Genomic DNA, 17,831 nt, shown 5'->3' with positions numbered 1-17,831 from the left:
ATGCTGTGCCGCTCGTGTGAAGAGCTTGCTCGACGCTTGATCAGATATTGGTCTTCCCGGCGCGCGCGCCCCGGCTGGGTCGGATGATGCCGTCGCGGATCAAATCACCGCAAATCTCCTTCAAGAGCGCCATGGTCTCGCGCGTGGCCCGGCTGACGGGACGGCCACGCGGCAAGGCCAGGATGCGGTTTGCATTCATCCAAGACAGCGGAACGGCCGAAAGCGCGCCGGCCGCCACCTCGCGATAGATTCCGGAATAGGGCATCAGCGCATAGCCGAGTCCCGAGGCCACCATGCGCTTCATGGAGATCGAGCTGTCGACGCGCAATCGGCTCGCGACCTCCGGCGGAAATGGCGAGCGGCTCAGCGGCAGCACGGCGCGTGGCAGGGTCTCGAATTCGGCGCGCGTGAGCTTGCCGCGCTTGAGCAGAGGATCGCGCGGCGGACCGATCAGGTAGGTCTGCTCGACGACAAGCGTGTCGTAATCGAGGTGATCGTTCGGCATCGGCGAGGTGAGGATGGCGAGATCGAGCTGGCCGCGCAGCAGCCGATCGCTGGCCAATTCGGTCAGTCCCTCGCTGAGCTCCAGGCTCACGCGCGGAAGCCGTTCGACGACCAGTTGGGCGAGCGGCGGATAGAACACTTCGCCGAGGGAAGGCGGCGCGCCGAGCCGCACGGTGCCGCTCGGCTCGCGGTTCTCGGTGCGCACCTCGGCCTTGATGTCCTCGACCAGGCCGAGCAGCCAGCGTCCGCGCTCGAACAGCACCTTGCCGGACTCCGTCACCGCGACGCCGCGCGCGGTGCGCGTCAAGAGCGCGCCGCCGAGCTCGTATTCCAGCTCCTTGATGTGCCGGCTGAGCGCGGATTGCGCGACGTTGACACTGCTTGCCGCTGCGCCAAAGCCGCCGCGCTCGGCCACGGCGATGAAGTAGCGGAGCTGGCGCAGGTCCATTGACGGCCTCCATCTCGAAACGAGATCGGAAGCATATCAAACATATTCTTGCGAGATGTCAAAAACGGCGCATCCTGCCGCCAACAAGACCAATGGGGAAGGAAACGTCGATGGGCACGTCTTCTGAGACGCAACGCCGCACATCTATCATGATCGTGGGCGGCGGGCCGGTCGGACTTGCGATGGGGCTTCTGCTCGATCGCTTCGGCATCGACGCCGTCATCGTCGAGAAGAGCCCCACCACCACGGATCATCCGAAATCGCGCGGCTGCTGGGTGCGCACCATGGAGATTTTCCGCCAATGGGGCCTCGAGCAGGCGATCCGCGACCGCGGCCTGCAGGATTCCACCGACATGTTCGTGCAGGTCGAAAGCATCGCCGGCCGCGAGATCAGCCGCTCGCGTCCCGAGCCCAATCTCGGCCAGACGCCGGCCTGGAAATCGCTGGTCGCGCAGGACGCGGTGGAGGAGGAGATACACAAGGTCGTGGCCCGCTCCAAGCTGGTGGAGGTACATTTCTCGACCGAGTTCATGGGTTTCGAGGAAGTCGAGGACGGCGTCATCTGCGAGATCCGCTCGGTGGAAACCGGCCGCAGCGAGTTCTGGAAGGCCAAATATCTCCTGGCCTGCGACGGCGCCGGGAGCCAGACCCGACGCCGCGCCGGCATCGACATGGTGGGGCCGGCGACGCTTGCGGTGATGCTCAACGAATATTGGCGCGCCGATCTGTCGCGCTTTCCGATCACGCGCGAGGCGGCCGGCTACCAGGTCTATAGCGACAAGCCGGGCATGCCGCGGCGAGCCGGCATTCTCAACACCAACGGCCGCGACCGCTGGCTGTCGGTGATCCAGATCGGCGAGGAGAAGGACGAGCGGCCGCGGCCGTGGACCGATGCCGAGACCGTCGAGATCATCCGCACCCATGTCGGCGTGCCCGATCTCGATGTCACGCTGCTCAACCGATCGATCTGGCGCATGAGCAGGCAGGTCGCGTCGCAGTTCAAGAAAAACCGGGTCTTCGTGGTCGGCGATGCCGCACATCGTTTCCCGCCGACCGGCGGCTTCGGCTTGAACTCCGGCGTGCAGGATGCTCACAACCTCGCCTGGAAGCTCGCTTACGTGTTGCGCGGGATCGCCTCCGAGAAGTTGCTCGACAGCTACGACGTCGAGCGCCGGCCGGTGGCGCAATCCAACGCCGACTTCTCCTACGGCAACCTGATCCGCTTTCGACGGCTCGATGATGCGGTGCGCTCGGGCAATGAGGACCGCATCCGCTTCTGGGTCAACGATCTCGACAATCACCTGCACTCGATCGGCCAGGGGCTCGGCTTTTCCTATGAGGAGGGCGCGGTCATCCCCGACGGCACGCCGCGCGGCGGGTATCTGACGCGCTACTATTTCCCGTCCGATCGGCCGGGCGGGCGCTTCCCGCATCTGTGGCTCGATATGGCGCGGAAACACTCCACGCTCGACTGGTTCGACAAGGAGTTCACGGTGGTCGCCGGCCCGCTCGGCGGGGCCTGGCTGGAGGTGGGCCGCGCCGTGTCGGAGAAGACAGGCATTCGGCTGAACCTGCAGCAGCTGCCGAATGCGCATTCCTCCGACGGGATCCAGATGGGTCCGCGCGGCGCCGTGCTGGTGCGGCCTGACGGCCATGTAGCCTGGCGCATTCCTTACATCCCGGAAAACCCCGCGCGCGAGCTCGCCGCCGCGCTGCAGACCGTGTTGCACTAGCCATGGAGCGCATAGAAGCCAACGGCATCTCGATCAGCCTCAAGCGCTCGGGCGAAGGTCCGCCGCTGGTGCTGCTGCACGGCGCGGAAGCCGATCATTCCATGTTCGATGCGTTTGCTGGCCAGCTCGAGCCGCATTTCACCGTCATCGCCTATGACCAGCGCGATTCCGGCGGCACGCGCAATCCGGCCACGCCCTATGGTTTTGGCGAGCTTGCGGACGATCTCGCCGCCCTCGTAACAGCGCTCGGCCTGACCCGCGCCCACGTGTTCGGCACCTCTTTCGGCGGCGCCATTGCTCAGGTGGCGGCGGTCCGGCACCCCGCGCGGATCGACCGCCTGGTGCTCTCCTCGACGTTTCGTGTGGGCGTATCGGTGGCGTCGATCAATCCCGATGGTTTTCCCCGGTTTGCCGAGTTGCGGGCGAAGTTGCCGGAGTCGCTGCCGGCCTTCGCCGAGTATTTCTTCCCGCCGGACTACATAGCGACCAACCCGCAGGCGCTCCGCATTTTCACGGGCAACAAGCGCGATGCCGGCCAGCGCGAGCGCCGCAGCGCGGTATTGGCGCAACCGACAGCGATATCGCTCGCCGATATCCAAGCGCCGACGCTGGTGCTGGCCGGCCGGGACGATCGCCTGATCCCACCGGCGCACACGCTGTCGCTGGCGCGCGAGATTGCGGGGGCACGAACCGCGGTGATCGACGGCGTCGGCCATGTCGGCATTATCCAGGATCCGGCCGCGGTCGCGGCACCGGTGATCGCCTTTCTAAAAAGCAAAGAAGCAGAAGATACCGCGGAGGAGAACGACCATGGTGGAAGTCAAGGAGGATCTGGTAACGGCCTATGACCAAGCGCGGCTCGATGCGCGTTACTGGATCAGCATCGCACTCAGCGTCTCTACCAGCATGTTCGACTATTTCGACTATTTCGTCGTCGGCTTCCTGGTCGCTGTTCTGGCGCCGCAATGGCAGTTGAGCTTCGGGCAGACCTCGCTGATCCTGCTCGCTGCAGGCGTGGGCGCCATTCTGGGATCGCTGGCATGGGGCGCGCTCGCAGATCGCTTCGGACGCAAGGCACTGCTGGTGGCCGGCGTCACCTTGTGCGCGTTGAGTGCAGGCTCGGTCTCCTTCATTGCCGATGGCGCCTGGGTCACCTTCGCCGTACTCCGCTTCTTCGTCGGTTTCGGCGTCGGTGCCGCTGCGTCCGTCGCGGTGCCTCTGATCGTCGAATATACGCCGACTCGCCATCGGACCGTGGTCACCAGCGCCACCGTGATCCCGGTCTCGCTCGGCATCCTCGCTGCCTCGCTCTCGGCGGCGACGCTGCTGCAGCATATTGGCTGGCGGGGGCTTGCCGCATTGGGCTTCCTGCCGCTCGTGCCGGCGCTCCTGATCGCGCTGATCATGCCGGAATCGGTACGCTGGCTGGTGTCGCGCGGTCGCGATGCTGATGCGCGCCGAATCGTGGCGCGCGCCCTGCGAGTAGCGCCCGATGCCTTGCCCCCGCCGACGGTCGAACGCGCCGTCCGCGCGCAAGGTGCGGGTTTCTCCGAGTTGCTTGTGGAGCCAAGGCGCTTCTGGCTGACGGTGATTGTCTGGTTCGGCGCCAGCACCGCTAACTACGGCGTGTTTCTGTGGGGACCGACGATCGTCGCGTTGTTGACGGGGGTATCGCCGGGCGAGGCCGCTCATTTGTTCGTGATCGTTTCGCTCACAGGCATGGCCGGACGGGCCATCTTCTCGGTGCTGCCGCAATGGATCGGACGGCGGCGTTGCGGCGCGATCATGGGCTACGGCATTGCGGTGTCGCTCGGTACTGCGGGTGTATTTTTCGACAGCACCCTGTTCGGCTATCCCGCTTTTGTCGTGCTGCTGATCCCGGCTGCCTTGTTCTTCGACGGCGGCTTCGCAAACATCGCTCCCTACTCAGCCGAGATCTTCCCGGTTCGCTTGAGTGCGCGCGGCGTCGGCCTCGCGCAGGCGGCGAACGGCGTCGGCAAGATCGCAGGCCCGTTGTGTCTGGCACTTATCGCGGGCACCTCGAACCTGATCACTCCGAAAGCCACCATCGACGCGGTGACGCCCGCGTTCCTGTTTTTGGCCGCCTGCGGTCTTGCGATCGGGCTTGCCTTCACGCTGGTCGGCCTCGAAACCCATGGCCGGCCGTTGGCCTTGGATGCGCCGCAAGGCGGTGAGACCGCGGGAACCGTGGCCGTCAGCATCGGCGGCGAGCCGGAGGGCGTTGCGGCGCGGCCGACGCCGACTTAGCTTCGCTTGAAGTTCCATCATAACAAACAAGGCCATGCATGATGCAAAAGCGCGTCCACCCCCGAACGGCCTCCCGTGCCATCCCCTTCGACACCGGCAAGCTTGATCGGCTGATGGAGCAGGCAGGCCTCGACCTGCTGCTCGTCACCTCCAAGCACAATGTGCAATACATGCTCGATATCGAGCGCGCGATCTTCTTCGACTACATGGATGCGCTCGGCGTCAGCCGCTATCTGCCCGTGGTCATCTATGCCAAGGGTGCGCCGGACAAGGCCGGCTATGTCGCCCATCGCATGGAGACCTATCAGCGCCAGCTGGAGCAGCCATGGCTTAAGGAGGTGCGCATCTCCGGCAACGGCTCCGTCGATGCGATCGCAAGCGCGGTGGAGATCATCCGCAAGAGCGGCGTTCCCGCCAAGCGCATCGGCGTCGAGGTGGCTTTCCTGCCGATGGATGCCGGCAACGCGCTGCGTGACGCGTTTCCGGACAGCGAGATCAAGGATGCGCTGTTCGTGCTGGAGCGGCTGCGCGCGGTGAAGACGCCGGCGGAACTGGCCAAGCTGCGCACGGCTTCCGATCTCGTGATCGCGTCCATGCTCGACGTCATCGCCCATCACGGCCCCGGCACCACCAAGCGGCAGCTGTTCGACGCGCTGAAGGTTGCGGAGGTCAAGCGCGGATTGACGTTCGAATATTGCCTGCTGGCGGCAGGCGCGAGCCACAACCGGGCGCCGTCGGAGCAGCGCTGGGAGGAGGGCGACGTGCTCTCGCTCGATTCCGGCGGCAACTATCACGGCTATATCGGTGATCTCGCCCGCATGGCCGTGCTTGGCGATCCCGATCAGGAACTGAAGGATCTGCTTGCCGAGATCGAAGCCGTGCAGCGCGCGGCCTTTGCCGTGATCAAGACCGGCGCCATGGGCGGGGCGATCTACACCGCCGCCGAACGCGCGCTGAAGGAGACAAGCCAGCACGAGCACACCGAGTTCCTCGCCCACGGCATGGGCCTCGTCAGCCACGAGGCGCCGCGGCTGACCGCGACCGGCCCGGTTCGCTACGACGCCTATGATGCGGAGCGGGCGCTCGAGGCCGGCATGGTGATCTCGGTGGAAACCACGATGAAGCATCCGAGGCGCGGTTTCATCAAGCTCGAGGACACGGTGGCCGTGACCGCAACCGGGCACGAAATCTTCGGCGAAGGCGGCCGCGGCTGGAATTTAGGTGGTACGGCGGTGAGGTAAAAACGCCGCTAGTGCGGCAGGCCCGCTCGGATGACGGCAATGCAATCGAGCGCATGGTCGTGCGACGATTGCCCAAGGACAGCGGTGCGACCTGCAAGTCATTGATTGTGCTTAATCCGTAGATGCATTTTTATCAGCGGCTCTATCGGAAGCGCAGGGGCTCGCAATCTCTCTTCGCATTAGAACGCACGCACCCCTGCGCTCTGATGCGTGCCGAAGGAGCAGCTCTCCATTTGGAAATGCCTGCTAAGTAATTGGCGAATTGCGTGAGATTTTCCAAATTGGCATTGGAATCAATAATCAAACTGATTTTGATTCCGCCATTCGGAGGTTCGATCCCTCCCGCCCCAGCCACGTCTTCAACCTCTCAATCGAGTTTGTAGGCTCGATCCCTTGGATCGCTCGAAAAATTCACGGTCCAACTCAGCGCCTTCAGCCCATTTCTGCAGCGGTAGCCGAGATCCAGGACGGGGCGTGAGCCGGAATTATAAAGCAATCTCAATAACGAGTTCGCAGTTTTGTTCTGAATGGCGCGCCGTTCGGCTTTTTTTCATTAGATTTTCTCGGCGCCGGCTGAGCGCGTTACCGAGCGTTACCGTAGAACGCCCATGGTGTTTGGCGGTGCGTTGCGGTTTCCAACATTGACTTGCACCGTCGCAGTCGTTCCGACGATCAGGCGATCGACATCTTTGCGCGGGATGCGGACCCGAGCCGGAATGCGCTGGGCGAGCCTGACCCAGGAGAACGATGGATTGACGCTGGCGAGCAGGCTGGACCCCAAACTTCGATCGCGGTCCTCGATTCCGCCAGCGATACTCTCGACCCGACCGCTCAGCGTCGTTCCGCTCATCAGCTTCACGTCAACGGCGTCACCGAGGTGGATCCGCGGGATCTTGGTCTCCTCGAAATAGCCTTCGACACGCAGGGTGTCGATGTCGATCAGGGCCATGATGCCGCGCCCCGCCGCGAGATAGGTGCCGGGCCGTAAATCGAAATTGGTCACGCGGCCGTTCGCGGGTGCCCGGATTTCGGATCGATCGAGATCGAGCCGCGCGATCTGAAGGTCGGCCACGGCCTGACCATAAAGCGCCTTGGCTTGCAAATCCGTAGCGCGGATCGTCTCGCGCTGTTGCTGCGACACCACACCTTCGCTCAGCTTCTCGTATCGTGCACGGTCGCTCGCTGCTTTCTCCGCGGCGGCTCCGCGGTTGGCCAGAGACGCCTCTGCTTGTCGGACAGCGAGGCGGAAACGGTCGGGATTCAGCCGCAGCAAGATATCACCCTTGCGGACGACCTGATTGTCCCTGACCAGCACCTCGTCGACCAGCCCGGAGACATCGGCGGCAACGGCGATGATGTCGGCGCGGACGCGGCCGTCCCGTGTCCATGGTGCCGCCTCGTTGTGCTCCCACATGCCGATGCCGACCGGTGCCGCGACGCTCACCATCAGGACAGTGAGCATCATGCGGGGAAACATCGAACTCATCGTTGTCATAGCGGCAGCTTTCCCAGAACAGCGTAGAAGATATTGGTCAGAATGACGAAGACGGCGAAGTCGAACAGCGCGGGGTGCCACGCATACCTTCGAATATGGACGCCGATGAATTTGCGGTTGGCTGCGGGGGCGATAAAGCAGGCCGCGAGCGCACAAGCACAGGCCAGCGCTAACGTCGGAACGTAGACGCCGGCAATGGCGATTTCCTCGTTCATGGCATGGCCTTGCTGGACAAAGCATGAGCATCCGGAAACATCGTCCGACGCAGCCCGATCAGCGCGAGCGTTCGCTGCTGGCAGGCGGTCGTGTCTTTGCGCGTGTCGCACAGCGCGTTGTCGATCGCGGCCAGAAGGGCGCGCGCATCGTCAGGCTTCAGTTTCGCGTTGCCGCGGGCCAGCCAGCGGAATGCCTGCGACAGCATCGGCAGAAGCTGCTGGAGGCCAGGGTCGCTGCGCGCGTCCTCGTGCACTGCGGCTTGCCTGAGCGCGAGCAGATCGAGGCCGATTTGCAGCGCGGCCAAGGGACGGGCTTCAACCGCGATGTCCGTCGTCGCGCCAGCCAGCCGAGGGATCACCAGGCCGAATCGATCAAGCATGATGCTGGTCCATCTGGCGCGGCTCATCGGCCGCCGTGCAGCAGCCAGCCTCGCCAGATCGGACCAGCCGTGGCACAGCAGACGCTGCGCCGCTCCCGATGCCGACAGTGAACGCAGCAATCGAATTGCGATGAACGCTGTGAGAAGTCCGATCATCGCAGCCGCATTGCTATTGATGAACAGAGCGAAGTCGGCGCTGAATTTGTTCTGGAGGTCGAGCGCGCTGATCAGTCCAAGACCGAGCGCCAGCGCCTTGATGAAATGCCGGGGATTGGCCTGCAGATAGCCGATCACCAGAAAGGTCGGCGCCAGCGAGAACACCAGCATCGGAAAGCCGGTGATGGCCGGGAAGATCACGAACAGGTAGATCGCGGCGATCGGTAGGCAGGCCAGCGTCCAGAGCGCGTAGGAAATCAGCGTTGGCGCGGGATCGTCGAGGCTGCTGTAGAGCGCCGCGGCGATGGCGGCGATTTGCGTGGCGACGCCGCCTTCCGGCCAGGCCGTCGTGATCCAGACCGTGCAGCAGCCGAGCACGGCGACGCCAAGAGCCAGGACCGACAGCACGGCAAGGCCGGGATCGCTGTGCAGGCGTCGCCTCACGTGTCGATCCCGCAGGCCAGCTTGGCTCCAAGTGGCAGCGTGAGCACCGCTGTGCAATGCGCGCGACAGGCTTCGCGCGGCAGCCAGCGCTTCGATCAGCGTGGCCAATCTGGCCGCGGTTCCGGCCTCGATCAGCCGATCCCATTCGCTGCGATCGTCGCAACAGGTCGCTTCGAACGATGTGCACTTTCTGATCAGTTCGTCGGAAGTGGCCGGTGATCGCTCCGGCACACGTGTCCAGTCGGCGAGTTCAGACAGCAGGTGGTTCAACTCGGCCGAGCGCCGCTCTCCCAGGGCGGCGAGTCCGTCCTCCACCGACAGCAGCATCGGCAAGACCAATGCGAGCTGGTCCTGCACGGCACCGATGGCGCGCAGGTCCGGCTTGCTCGCGGCGGTGTCGTAGCGCAGGTGCGTCGACAGGATCTCGATTTGCGTGATGTCCGCAGCGAGCTTCCAGCGTCCCGTATTCGGTGCCTTGTCGACGCGCGCGCAGAGCACATCGGTGGTCCGGGCGAAGGCGTCCGACAATGCGGCGCAGAGGGATTTCAGCACAGGAGTAGTGACGTCGCTCGGGAACAGCAGGGTGTGCACCAGGGTCGCACAGCCGATGCCGAGCAGGATCTCCTCGACACGCGACAGCGCGGTCACAAATACCATCGCCGGAACGTTGACGTTCGAGAACGCGATTGTCGTCGCGGTGTAGCCTGCCAGCAGGAAAGCATAGCTGCGCGGCGTGCGGTCCTGCAAGGAGATATAGAGGCAGAGTCCGGCCCATGCGGTAACGGCAACCGACAATAACGCGGGTTGATCGACCAGGATCGGGACCAGCGCCAGCGCCACGCAGGCGCCCAGCAATGTCCCGACGAAGCGGTAGACGGCGCGTGACCGAACCGCGCCGGCCAACGGCTGTGCGGTCAGATAGACCGTGAGCATCGCCCAATACGGCCGCTCCAATCCGAGCCGGAAGGCAAAATAGATCGCGAGCATTGCCGCGATGAAGGAGTTCGCCGAGAACAGCGCCCATTTCGGGTCGAGCCGGCCGGGCGCTGCTGTTGCGAGAAGCCGAGACAGAAATGGTGAAGGCATGATGTGATCGTCCGTGAAGCACGGAGACCATAGGCGTTGCTGCGTCGAGAGAATTTCGTTATTCTGCCAATTAATTGCTAAAGGATGACAATGCGCGGCACGCTCTATCAGCACTATCGGCGGTTCGATCCTGACATTTTGGACCGTCCGATCGTGGCCGGCATGGTGGATACCCGGGAGCAGGAGGACGAACTGCCGGTTCACATCCATCGCAAGGGACAGCTCGTCCTCGCCCAGCGCGGCGGTGTGACGTGCGAAGTGCCGAGCGGCCTGTGGATGGTCCCGCCGCGCTGCGGCGTCTGGATTCCCGGCGGTATGCCCCACAGCAATCGCGTCAGCGGCAACGCCAGCCTGCTGTTTCTCTATGTGGACATGGATGCGGCGAGCGTGCCGCAGGAATGCTGCACGCTGTCGATCTCACCGCTGTTGCACGAGCTGATCCATCGGATGGCAACGCTGCCCCCGCTCTACGATCCCGACGGCCCGCCCGCGCAGATCGCCGCGGTGCTCCTCAACGAGTTGATCGCCATGCCGACCGAACGGCTGCATCTTCCGATCACGCGGAGTTCGAAACTGCGTATGATCGCCGATGCCTTGATGGACAATCCGGCCGACCGTAGGACCGTGGCGGAGTGGGCGCAAGCCGTCGCGCTCGGCGAGCGGACGCTGATGCGCATTGTGCTCGCCGAGACCGGCATGACCTTCAGTCGCTGGCGTCAGCAGCTTCAGATCATCGTCGCCATCCAGAAATTGTCTGCTGGCAACGCGGTTCAGTCCGTGTCCGAGGCGCTCGGCTACGAGTCGGTGAGCGCGTTCATCACCATGTTCAAGAAGGCGCTTGGCAAATCGCCGGCGCGCTACTTCTCCGAGCGCGAGGCCGGCCAGACCGGCCCGGTAGAGACCTGCCGCAAGACGAACTGCAAGCTTAGCCGGATGCCTGAGGTGCGGGACGCGCTCAATGGACTTTCGAAACGCGGATGGCTGGAGTTAGAGCGCTTCGTTTCGGACGATCTCGATGCCGAAGCCTGACAGGTGATGCGTCGACGACGTGAGGTGACGGATGGAGCTGATCTTGAGATCCCGCAGGATCTGGGCGCCGACGCCGATCTCGCGCCATTGCCGATTACGGTCGTCTTCGCGCGAACTGGCCGGGCCTAGCGGCGCAGGCGGAACGCCCGCCGCCCCGTCGCGCAGATAGACGAGCACGCCGCTGCCATTATCCTTGAAGCGTTGCAGAATGACGTTCATCTTGGCCTGTTCCTGACCCGAGAACAAATCGCGCAGGATGTTGGGTTTGTAGAAGCGCGTGAGGACGTTGGTGCCGTCGCCCAGTTCTCCGTAGATATAGGCGACGTGATGAATGGGGTCGAACGGCGAGCGATACGAATAGCCTTGGAGCGGGCCGATCGAGCTCTCCGCCGTGACGCTCGAGACGCGCTCGATCAGCGTCTCGCGGGCCTGCCGGAAGCTGATGAGGTCTGCTATGGTGACCTGTTTCAGCTTGTGCTTGTCTGCGAACGCCGCGACTTGCGGACCCTTCATCACCGAGCCATCGTCGTTCATCAGTTCGCTGATGACACCGACCGGCTCGAGACCTGCCAGTCTGCACAGGTCGACGGCGGCCTCGGTGTGACCCGAGCGCATGAGTACGCCCCCTTCTTTTGCGATCAGCGGGAAAACGTGTCCCGGCCGGCAAAAATCGCCGGCGCCAGCGTTGGGGTTGGCGAGTGCACGGCAGCACGAGGCCCGCTCTTCGGCCGAGATGCCCGTACCGTTATCCGGCCGGTAGTCCACTGACACGGTGAACGCCGTGGTGTGCGCCGAGTCGTTGTTGACAACCATCGGGTCAAGCCGCAGGCGTCTCGCGTCTTCGAGAGTAATCGGAGCGCAGACGATTCCCGATGTATGGCGAATGATGAAGGCCATCTTCTCAGCCGTACACCGCGAGGCGGCAACGACGAGGTCCCCTTCGCCCTCGCGATCGTCGTCGTCGGTGACCACGACGATTTCGCCGTCGGCGAGCGCCTGCAGGGCCGCTTCGATCGATCCCGTCATCTCGGTCGCTCTGCTCGCTGGAACCGACGGGTGCTCGCGTTGGGTCGTGTGCAGATTGTCAGGCTCGCAGCGCCGCTCGAGCACTCTGCCGATCTTAACTTCACCATTATTGCCAACTGGCCGGAGCCCATGGCGGGGCGCCTCATAGCCTTTCCACGCTGTAGCTGGGACGATTGGTGTCGAGCCCGACCGGCGCATCGGACAGCAAAGGACCGGTTGGGTCGTATCGGGGTCTTGGTGATCGCTCCAGAGGGCGCGAGGGGGTGGCGCAAGCCTTGACGGTGACCGGCCGATTGGCGTCGATCGGCAGCACGGTCTTGTGCGAAATGCGCTTGAGGGCCAGATTTGATCGAATGCTGCTGACGCCGGGAATGCGGGATAGTTTGTTGACAATCAGGTCTTCGAGATCTTCGATGTCGGCCGCCATGACGCGGAGCATGTAGTCGCTCTCACCGGTCATGAGATAGCATTCCATTACCTGGGCCAGCCGGTCGATGGATCGGGTGAAATTCTCGAGGGACGCCTGGACCTGCTTTTCCAGCTTGATGTGGATGAAAGCCGTTACACCAATGCCGAGCACGGCGGGATCGAGAAGGGCGATCCGTCGATCGATCACGCCGAGTTTTTCGAGTGTTCTGACGCGTGCCAGACACGGCGACGGCGAGAGATTGACGCGTGATGCGAGCTCGACATTGGTCAAGCTCGCATTCTGCTGGAGCTCGTTGAGGATCTTGATATCTATTCTGTCGAGAGAGGTTGTCGACATCGCGTATCTCCCAAGTATGGCAGTCTTCTGCGGCGCGTATCACCGTCGTTTGTGGGGTGATGACAATCGCGCGGTAAAAGCTAACCGCAATTGCGCTTGTGGGATTTCGACAAATCGTCGATTTGTATCGAAAAACCGTCAACCTTCGCATTGTGCATTGCGATCAGGAGGTTAGTTGCCTACTTCCGATACATTTTTTGCCTATGCGATATGCAGGCCGACGTTGATCCACGGATTCGGTCAAGATGTAATGCCCGCCGCTCCATCGATTGGCTCCCCATGTCACTTGACGGGACTTGCAGCAGAGCTCGATGTCGAGAGCTGCCCTGTTTCGTACAACCGCCTGTCGTCGCGTGTGGCCCCGGTCCCACGTCGCTGACCACGCCGCCGACGTTGCGCGAGACAAAAGGTTCGGCAGCAACGACGCCCACCCTCGTCAACCAGAAAATGGCAAAGATCGGCCGGATGCAGAGTTGGATCTAGCGACTCGACAAGTCGTTACAGCATAAAATGCTGATGAAGCTTCTGTGACAGGCGTTGTTCAAGCAGTAATGCTGAGAGGCTCGGGCGACTATCCACCCACGATCGCACTTGGGTAGCGACGGTTTGGATGTCGAGCGTGAAACTGAAGCAAGTCTATTTGACAGCGAACGATCCTGGACGCCTGGCCGAGTTCTACGAAGGCCTGGGTCTGAAGGTGCGCTTCGCTGATCCCGGCAAGTGGATCCAGTTCGTGAGCGATGCGGCTGCGTTCTGCGTCGCCGGACCGACGGAGTCGGTCTCGGACCAGCTGCAAGATGCCGTTCTTGTCTTCGATGTCGATGACCTCGATGCCGCAATGGAGCGTGCCGCAGCCATGGGGGCGCAAGTCGGCGCGGTCCGGGACATGGAAAGTCACGGCCGTGCGGTGAAGGTGCGGGATCCGGGCGGTAACGTCATCCAGTTCTATCAAGCAGCCGGATAGCTCAGACGTTCACCGGGGCAGCGCTGCATGCCCGGACTCACAACCAGACAAAGAGGGCGCATCCATCCCATGAATCCAAGGGTCGTAGCCATGCCGTCCGCAACACCGCCGCTGTCCGAAACGAGCCCACTCGATGCCGCAGCATTCCGTGCTGCGATGCGCAGCGTGCCGGGCACCGTGTCGATCGTCACGACAGGCCGGGCGCCGAACCGCCATGGTCTGACACTGACGGCGGGCTGCTCGCTGTCGGCGGCTCCGCCCAGCGTGCTGGTTTGCGTCAATCGATCTGCCGGTGCGCACGACACCATTCTCAGCAGTGGGTCGTTCTGCTGGAATATTCTAGGGGTCGAGCATCGCGATCTGGCGCTCAAGTTTTCCGGGCAGGACGGCAGCAAGGGCGATATCCGCTTCGGTGACGGTGTGTGGTGCGATCTCAAAACCGGAGCACCAAGTCTGGTCGGCGCGGTCTGCAGCTTCGATTGCCGCGTGGTGAATGCTTACAGCGACAGTAGTCACACCATTTTCACCGGAGAGGTGGTGGCTCAGACCACGAGGGCCGGATGTGAGTCGCTCGTCTACATCGACGGATGTTTCGCCGCGCCAAAGGCGGTCTGAAACACAGGACGACGTCAGGCGCCGCTACGTTTCCGCTACAGCCAAGATGGAACCGATCAGCATGCAAGGAAGACGAAGACTTTCTATCGCGCATCCATCGGCGGTCGGTCGCTGATGCTGTCGCTCTGGCTCAATGTCATCGCCGGCGGGGTGCTCATCGGGCTGGTTTACGGGCTCGTCGCGCTCGGTCTCACGATCATCTTCGGCGTCATGCGCGTGGTCAATTTCGCTCATGGCGAGATGGTCGTGTTCGGGATCTACATCGGATACTGGACCGTTCGAATCTGGGGCATTCCGATCGTTTTAGCCGCCGCGATCGCCGCGGTCGTCATGTTCGTGTTCGGCTATCTGCTAGAGACGCTCGTCGTGAAGCGGTTCGTCAATCGGCCGCATCATTATCAGTTCATCGTCTTCATCGGCCTCTCACTGCTTTTCAGCGGCGTATTGCTGATGTCGTTCGGTCCCGATCCGCGGCCGACGGCGTCTCAGTTGTCTTTCCAGACCGTGAGCGTGGGACCGCTCACCTTGGATTGGGCCCGCATCCAGGCGGCCGCTACGGCCGGACTGCTGATCGCCGCACTGGGAGCCTATCTGAAGTACTCCGCATTCGGCCGATCGCTGCGGGGCGCCGCCAATAATCGACTGGGCGGACTGGTGGTCGGGCTGAATATCCCTCGGGTCTATGCGGTGACCTTCGGCATCGGAGCCGCCTGCGCTGGCGTCGCCGGCGCATTGATCTCGCCGCTGTTCGATGCGCAGCCCTATCTCGCCGTCGACTTCACGCTGCTGGCCTTCGTGACGGTGATCGTCGGCGGTCTCGGCAGCTTCGGCGGCGCTCTTCTGGGCGGCCTGACGATCGGGGTCGCCGAAGCGATCGCGGCCTTGATGTTCACGCCGTCGATGAAAACAGCACTCCCTTACGCGCTCCTGATCATCATCCTGATTTTCCGTCCGAGGGGGTTTTTCGGTGCAAAGGACATCTGATCAAGCCAGCGACACCAAGCGTTGGGGTGCCGGCGCTCTGGTCTTCGCCGCCCTGGCCGTGGTGGGTGGCATGTCCAACGCCTACGTCATCTCACTTCTGACGATCGTCCTGTTGTTCACCTTCATGGGACAATCGTGGAACCTGATGCTCGGGATCGGCGGGCAGCTATCCATCGGTCACGCGCTGTTCGTTGGAATCGGTGCGTATGCGGTGGCGATCCTGAACATCAAATACGGCGTCACCCCGTGGATCGGTCTGCTGCTGGGCGCGGTGATTGCGGGCTTCGTCGGCGCGGTGCTGGCGTGGCTGAGCTTCCGCTTCGAGGTCCGTGGCATCTATTTCGCGCTGCTCACGATCGCAGCCGCCGAATTCGCCCGGATCATGTTCGGCGGGTGGGACTATGTCGGCGGCATGCAGGGCCTGTTCTATCAGGCGCCGAGCGGCACGATGGACGTCGGGATGCTGCGCGGTGACGCGCGGTTCTACTACTTCGTCGCGCTCGCGCTTGCGGCCATCGGTGTCGCGGGAACGGAGCTGATCTCGCGGTCCTATTGGGGCTATGTCTGGCGGGCGATGCGGGACGACGACGAGGCCGCCCGCGCACTGGGGGTGCGGACGTTTCACCACAAGGTGCTGGTGGTCTCGATATCGGCCGCGACGGCCGCGGTCGGCGGCGGCGTGCTGGGCTTGGTGCAGGGTGCGATCTTTCCGGATTCGATCATGGGCATGGCGATCTCGGTCGACGTACTGATCGGCCCTGTGGTCGGCGGATTGGGTACTGCGTTCGGCCCGCTGGTCGGCTCGATGGCCGCGATCCCGCTGCATCACGCCATGGGGGCGCTCGGCGACAGCCTGGGGCTCCCCGGACTGAACAGCGTCGCCTACGGGGCGGTGCTGATCCTGGTCGTGTGGTTTCTACCCGACGGCATCTGGCCGGCGATCGTCCGGCTCTACGAGGCGATCCAGCTGCCGGCGCGCGGCCGGATCTCACAATTGCGGAAGGTCGAGGAATGACCGCGTTGCTCGAAGTGAAGAACCTGACCAAAGCGTTCGTTGGATTGGTCGCGGTCAATGACGTCAGCTTCTCACTGCAGGCAGGCCGCATCACCGCCCTGATCGGGCCGAACGGCGCCGGCAAGACCACCTGCTTCAATCTCGTCGCCGGGGCGCTGAGACCGACCGCCGGGCGGGTGCTGTTCGAGAGGCGCTCGCTCGAGCGCGAGCCGCCCGAAGCGGTGTGCCGCATGGGCATTGCGCGCACCTTCCAGATCGTCCGACCGATGAAAGATATGTCGGTGCTCGAGAATGCCATGGTGGGCGCCTTCAGCTGGACGACGAACGTCAAGGAGGCGCGGGACAAGGCGTATGAGTCGCTCGAAAATGTCGGGCTCGCCGGCAAGGCGAATGCCCGGACGGATCAGTTGACGTTGCCCGATCGCAAGATGCTCGAGATGGCGAAGGCGCTCTCGACTCGCCCCAAGTTGCTGCTGCTCGACGAAGTGATGGCGGGGCTGCGTCCGACCGAAGCGGCCGGCGTCGTCGGCGTGCTGCACCGGCTCGCCGAGGGTGGACTGACGATCCTACTGGTCGAGCACGTGATGCGGATCGTGATGGAAGTGGCGTCGACCGTGGTGGTGCTTCACCACGGCGCCAAGATCGCCGAGGGCAAGCCGTCAGAGGTGGTAGCGGATCCTGCGGTGCTGGAAAGTTATCTGGGAGCCGGCTTCCATGCCTGACGACGCGCTTCTCGAAATCGACGACCTGTGCGTGGCTTATGACGGCTCCAATGCGCTGAACGGCGTGTCGCTCCGCATCGGTAAGGGTGAACTGATCTGCGTGGTCGGCGCCAACGGCGCCGGCAAGACCTCCCTGATCCGATCAATCGCGGGGATCGTTCCGTCGTCGCGCGGTTCCGTCAGGATCAACGGAGTCGAAATCTCGCGGCGACCGCCGTGGGACATATGCGAAATGGGCATCGCTCAGGTCGCCGAGGGCCGCCAGATCTTCAGTGCGCTCTCCGTCGAGGACAATCTGCTGATCGGCGGCTCGCTGAAGCGGGCCAGGCGAGACCTGGCAAATACGATTGATTCCGTCTATCAGCTGTTCGGGCGACTTCGCGAGCGCCGCGACCAACTCGCCGGCACGCTGTCCGGCGGCGAGCAACAGATGCTGGCGATCGGTCGGGCGATCATGTCGAAGCCAGAAATCGTGATGTTCGACGAGCCGTCGATCGGACTGTCGCCGGCGCTGACCGATGCGATGTTCGGCGTCGTCAAATCCCTCAACGAGCAGGGAATCACGGTCCTTCTCGTCGAGCAGAATGTCGCCAAGTCGCTCGCGCTGAGCAGCCGCGGCTATGTGCTCGAGAACGGCTCCGTGGTGTTGCATGGATCTAGCCGCGATCTGCTCGAGAACCCCGATGTCCAGCGCGCCTATCTGGGATTGTGAGGCGCGCCGTCTCGGCGAGGCGTCGGGC

At 63.3% G+C, this 17,831-nt stretch carries 17 protein-coding genes; 11 read left to right on the top strand and 6 right to left on the bottom strand.

The features are described 5' to 3' along the window. Positions 1-40 precede the first annotated feature (40 nt). Positions 41-952 (bottom strand): LysR family transcriptional regulator, encoded by a 912-nt coding sequence (locus ABIG06_RS02725; protein WP_370134026.1) that lies wholly within the window; start codon positions 950-952, stop codon positions 41-43. A gap of 110 nt (positions 953-1,062) precedes the next feature. On the opposite strand from ABIG06_RS02725, the gene ABIG06_RS02720 reads away from it, so the two are divergent. From ABIG06_RS02720 to ABIG06_RS02705, 4 genes are all read left to right on the top strand, one after another. Next, positions 1,063-2,685, top strand: coding sequence for an FAD-dependent monooxygenase (locus ABIG06_RS02720; RefSeq protein WP_370134023.1), 1,623 nt, complete (start codon positions 1,063-1,065; stop codon positions 2,683-2,685). 68 nt (positions 2,686-2,753) lie between these two features. Continuing rightward, positions 2,754-3,533: an alpha/beta fold hydrolase gene (locus ABIG06_RS02715; protein WP_370134020.1), complete on the top strand. Its 780-nt coding sequence runs from the start codon at positions 2,754-2,756 to the stop codon at positions 3,531-3,533. Then, a complete protein-coding gene (locus tag ABIG06_RS02710) occupies positions 3,496-4,953 on the top strand; it encodes an MFS transporter (protein ID WP_370134018.1) in 1,458 nt (485 codons plus the stop codon). The genes ABIG06_RS02715 and ABIG06_RS02710 overlap by 38 nt, the downstream gene beginning before the upstream one ends. 41 nt (positions 4,954-4,994) lie before the next feature. Beyond that, a complete protein-coding gene (locus tag ABIG06_RS02705) occupies positions 4,995-6,194 on the top strand; it encodes a M24 family metallopeptidase (protein WP_370140768.1) in 1,200 nt (399 codons plus the stop codon). A gap of 592 nt (positions 6,195-6,786) precedes the next feature. Here ABIG06_RS02705 and ABIG06_RS02700 read toward each other — a convergent pair. Genes ABIG06_RS02700 through ABIG06_RS02690 form a run of 3 tightly spaced genes read right to left on the bottom strand, consistent with a single transcriptional unit; the run spans position 6,787 to position 9,970 of the window. Then, a complete protein-coding gene (locus ABIG06_RS02700) occupies positions 6,787-7,689 on the bottom strand; it encodes an efflux RND transporter periplasmic adaptor subunit (RefSeq protein ID WP_370134016.1) in 903 nt (300 codons plus the stop codon). Further along, positions 7,686-7,904, bottom strand: coding sequence for a DUF1656 domain-containing protein (locus ABIG06_RS02695; RefSeq protein ID WP_370134013.1), 219 nt, complete (start codon positions 7,902-7,904; stop codon positions 7,686-7,688). The genes ABIG06_RS02700 and ABIG06_RS02695 overlap by 4 nt, the downstream gene beginning before the upstream one ends. Continuing rightward, positions 7,901-9,970, bottom strand: a complete 2,070-nt coding sequence (locus tag ABIG06_RS02690; protein ID WP_370134011.1) for an FUSC family protein — start codon at positions 9,968-9,970, stop codon at positions 7,901-7,903. The genes ABIG06_RS02695 and ABIG06_RS02690 overlap by 4 nt, the downstream gene beginning before the upstream one ends. Before the next feature lie 90 nt (positions 9,971-10,060). Between ABIG06_RS02690 and ABIG06_RS02685 the strand changes: the two genes are divergently transcribed. Further along, positions 10,061-10,999: an AraC family transcriptional regulator gene (locus tag ABIG06_RS02685; protein ID WP_370134008.1), complete on the top strand. Its 939-nt coding sequence runs from the start codon at positions 10,061-10,063 to the stop codon at positions 10,997-10,999. Here the strand turns inward: ABIG06_RS02685 and ribB are convergent. Both ribB and ABIG06_RS02675 read right to left on the bottom strand, forming a co-directional pair. Continuing rightward, positions 10,958-12,025 carry a 3,4-dihydroxy-2-butanone-4-phosphate synthase gene (ribB, locus tag ABIG06_RS02680; RefSeq protein ID WP_370134006.1) on the bottom strand — a complete coding sequence of 356 codons (1,068 nt, stop codon included), beginning with the start codon at positions 12,023-12,025 and terminating at the stop codon, positions 10,958-10,960. The two genes, ABIG06_RS02685 and ribB, sit on opposite strands and share 42 nt — an antisense overlap. A 142-nt stretch (positions 12,026-12,167) precedes the next feature. After that, positions 12,168-12,725 carry an Lrp/AsnC family transcriptional regulator gene (locus tag ABIG06_RS02675; protein WP_370134004.1) on the bottom strand — a complete coding sequence of 186 codons (558 nt, stop codon included), beginning with the start codon at positions 12,723-12,725 and terminating at the stop codon, positions 12,168-12,170. Positions 12,726-13,401: 676 nt separating this feature from the next. On the opposite strand from ABIG06_RS02675, the gene ABIG06_RS02670 reads away from it, so the two are divergent. The 6 genes from ABIG06_RS02670 (at position 13,402) to ABIG06_RS02645 (ending at position 17,803) form a co-directional block, all read left to right on the top strand. Beyond that, positions 13,402-13,755 (top strand): VOC family protein, encoded by a 354-nt coding sequence (locus tag ABIG06_RS02670; protein WP_183233617.1) that lies wholly within the window; start codon positions 13,402-13,404, stop codon positions 13,753-13,755. 156 nt (positions 13,756-13,911) lie between these two features. After that, the gene (locus ABIG06_RS02665) at positions 13,912-14,370 is read left to right on the top strand and encodes a flavin reductase family protein (RefSeq protein WP_424578568.1); all 459 of its coding nucleotides are present in this window, start codon (positions 13,912-13,914) and stop codon (positions 14,368-14,370) included. A gap of 114 nt (positions 14,371-14,484) precedes the next feature. Further along, complete coding sequence (locus ABIG06_RS02660; protein WP_370134001.1) at positions 14,485-15,354, top strand: branched-chain amino acid ABC transporter permease; 870 nt, start codon at positions 14,485-14,487, stop codon at positions 15,352-15,354. Beyond that, positions 15,338-16,369 carry a branched-chain amino acid ABC transporter permease gene (locus tag ABIG06_RS02655; protein WP_370133998.1) on the top strand — a complete coding sequence of 344 codons (1,032 nt, stop codon included), beginning with the start codon at positions 15,338-15,340 and terminating at the stop codon, positions 16,367-16,369. The genes ABIG06_RS02660 and ABIG06_RS02655 overlap by 17 nt, the downstream gene beginning before the upstream one ends. After that, positions 16,366-17,091 (top strand): ABC transporter ATP-binding protein, encoded by a 726-nt coding sequence (locus tag ABIG06_RS02650; RefSeq protein WP_028140599.1) that lies wholly within the window; start codon positions 16,366-16,368, stop codon positions 17,089-17,091. The genes ABIG06_RS02655 and ABIG06_RS02650 overlap by 4 nt, the downstream gene beginning before the upstream one ends. Further along, a complete protein-coding gene (locus ABIG06_RS02645; RefSeq protein ID WP_370133996.1) occupies positions 17,084-17,803 on the top strand; it encodes an ABC transporter ATP-binding protein in 720 nt (239 codons plus the stop codon). Before ABIG06_RS02650 ends, ABIG06_RS02645 begins: the two co-directional genes overlap by 8 nt. The last annotated feature ends 28 nt before the right edge of the window (positions 17,804-17,831 follow it).

Source organism: Bradyrhizobium sp. USDA 326, from assembly GCF_049739485.1.
In the GTDB taxonomy this organism is placed as follows: Bacteria; Pseudomonadota; Alphaproteobacteria; order Rhizobiales; family Xanthobacteraceae; genus Bradyrhizobium.
This window is presented reverse-complemented; position numbering and strand designations above follow the sequence as displayed.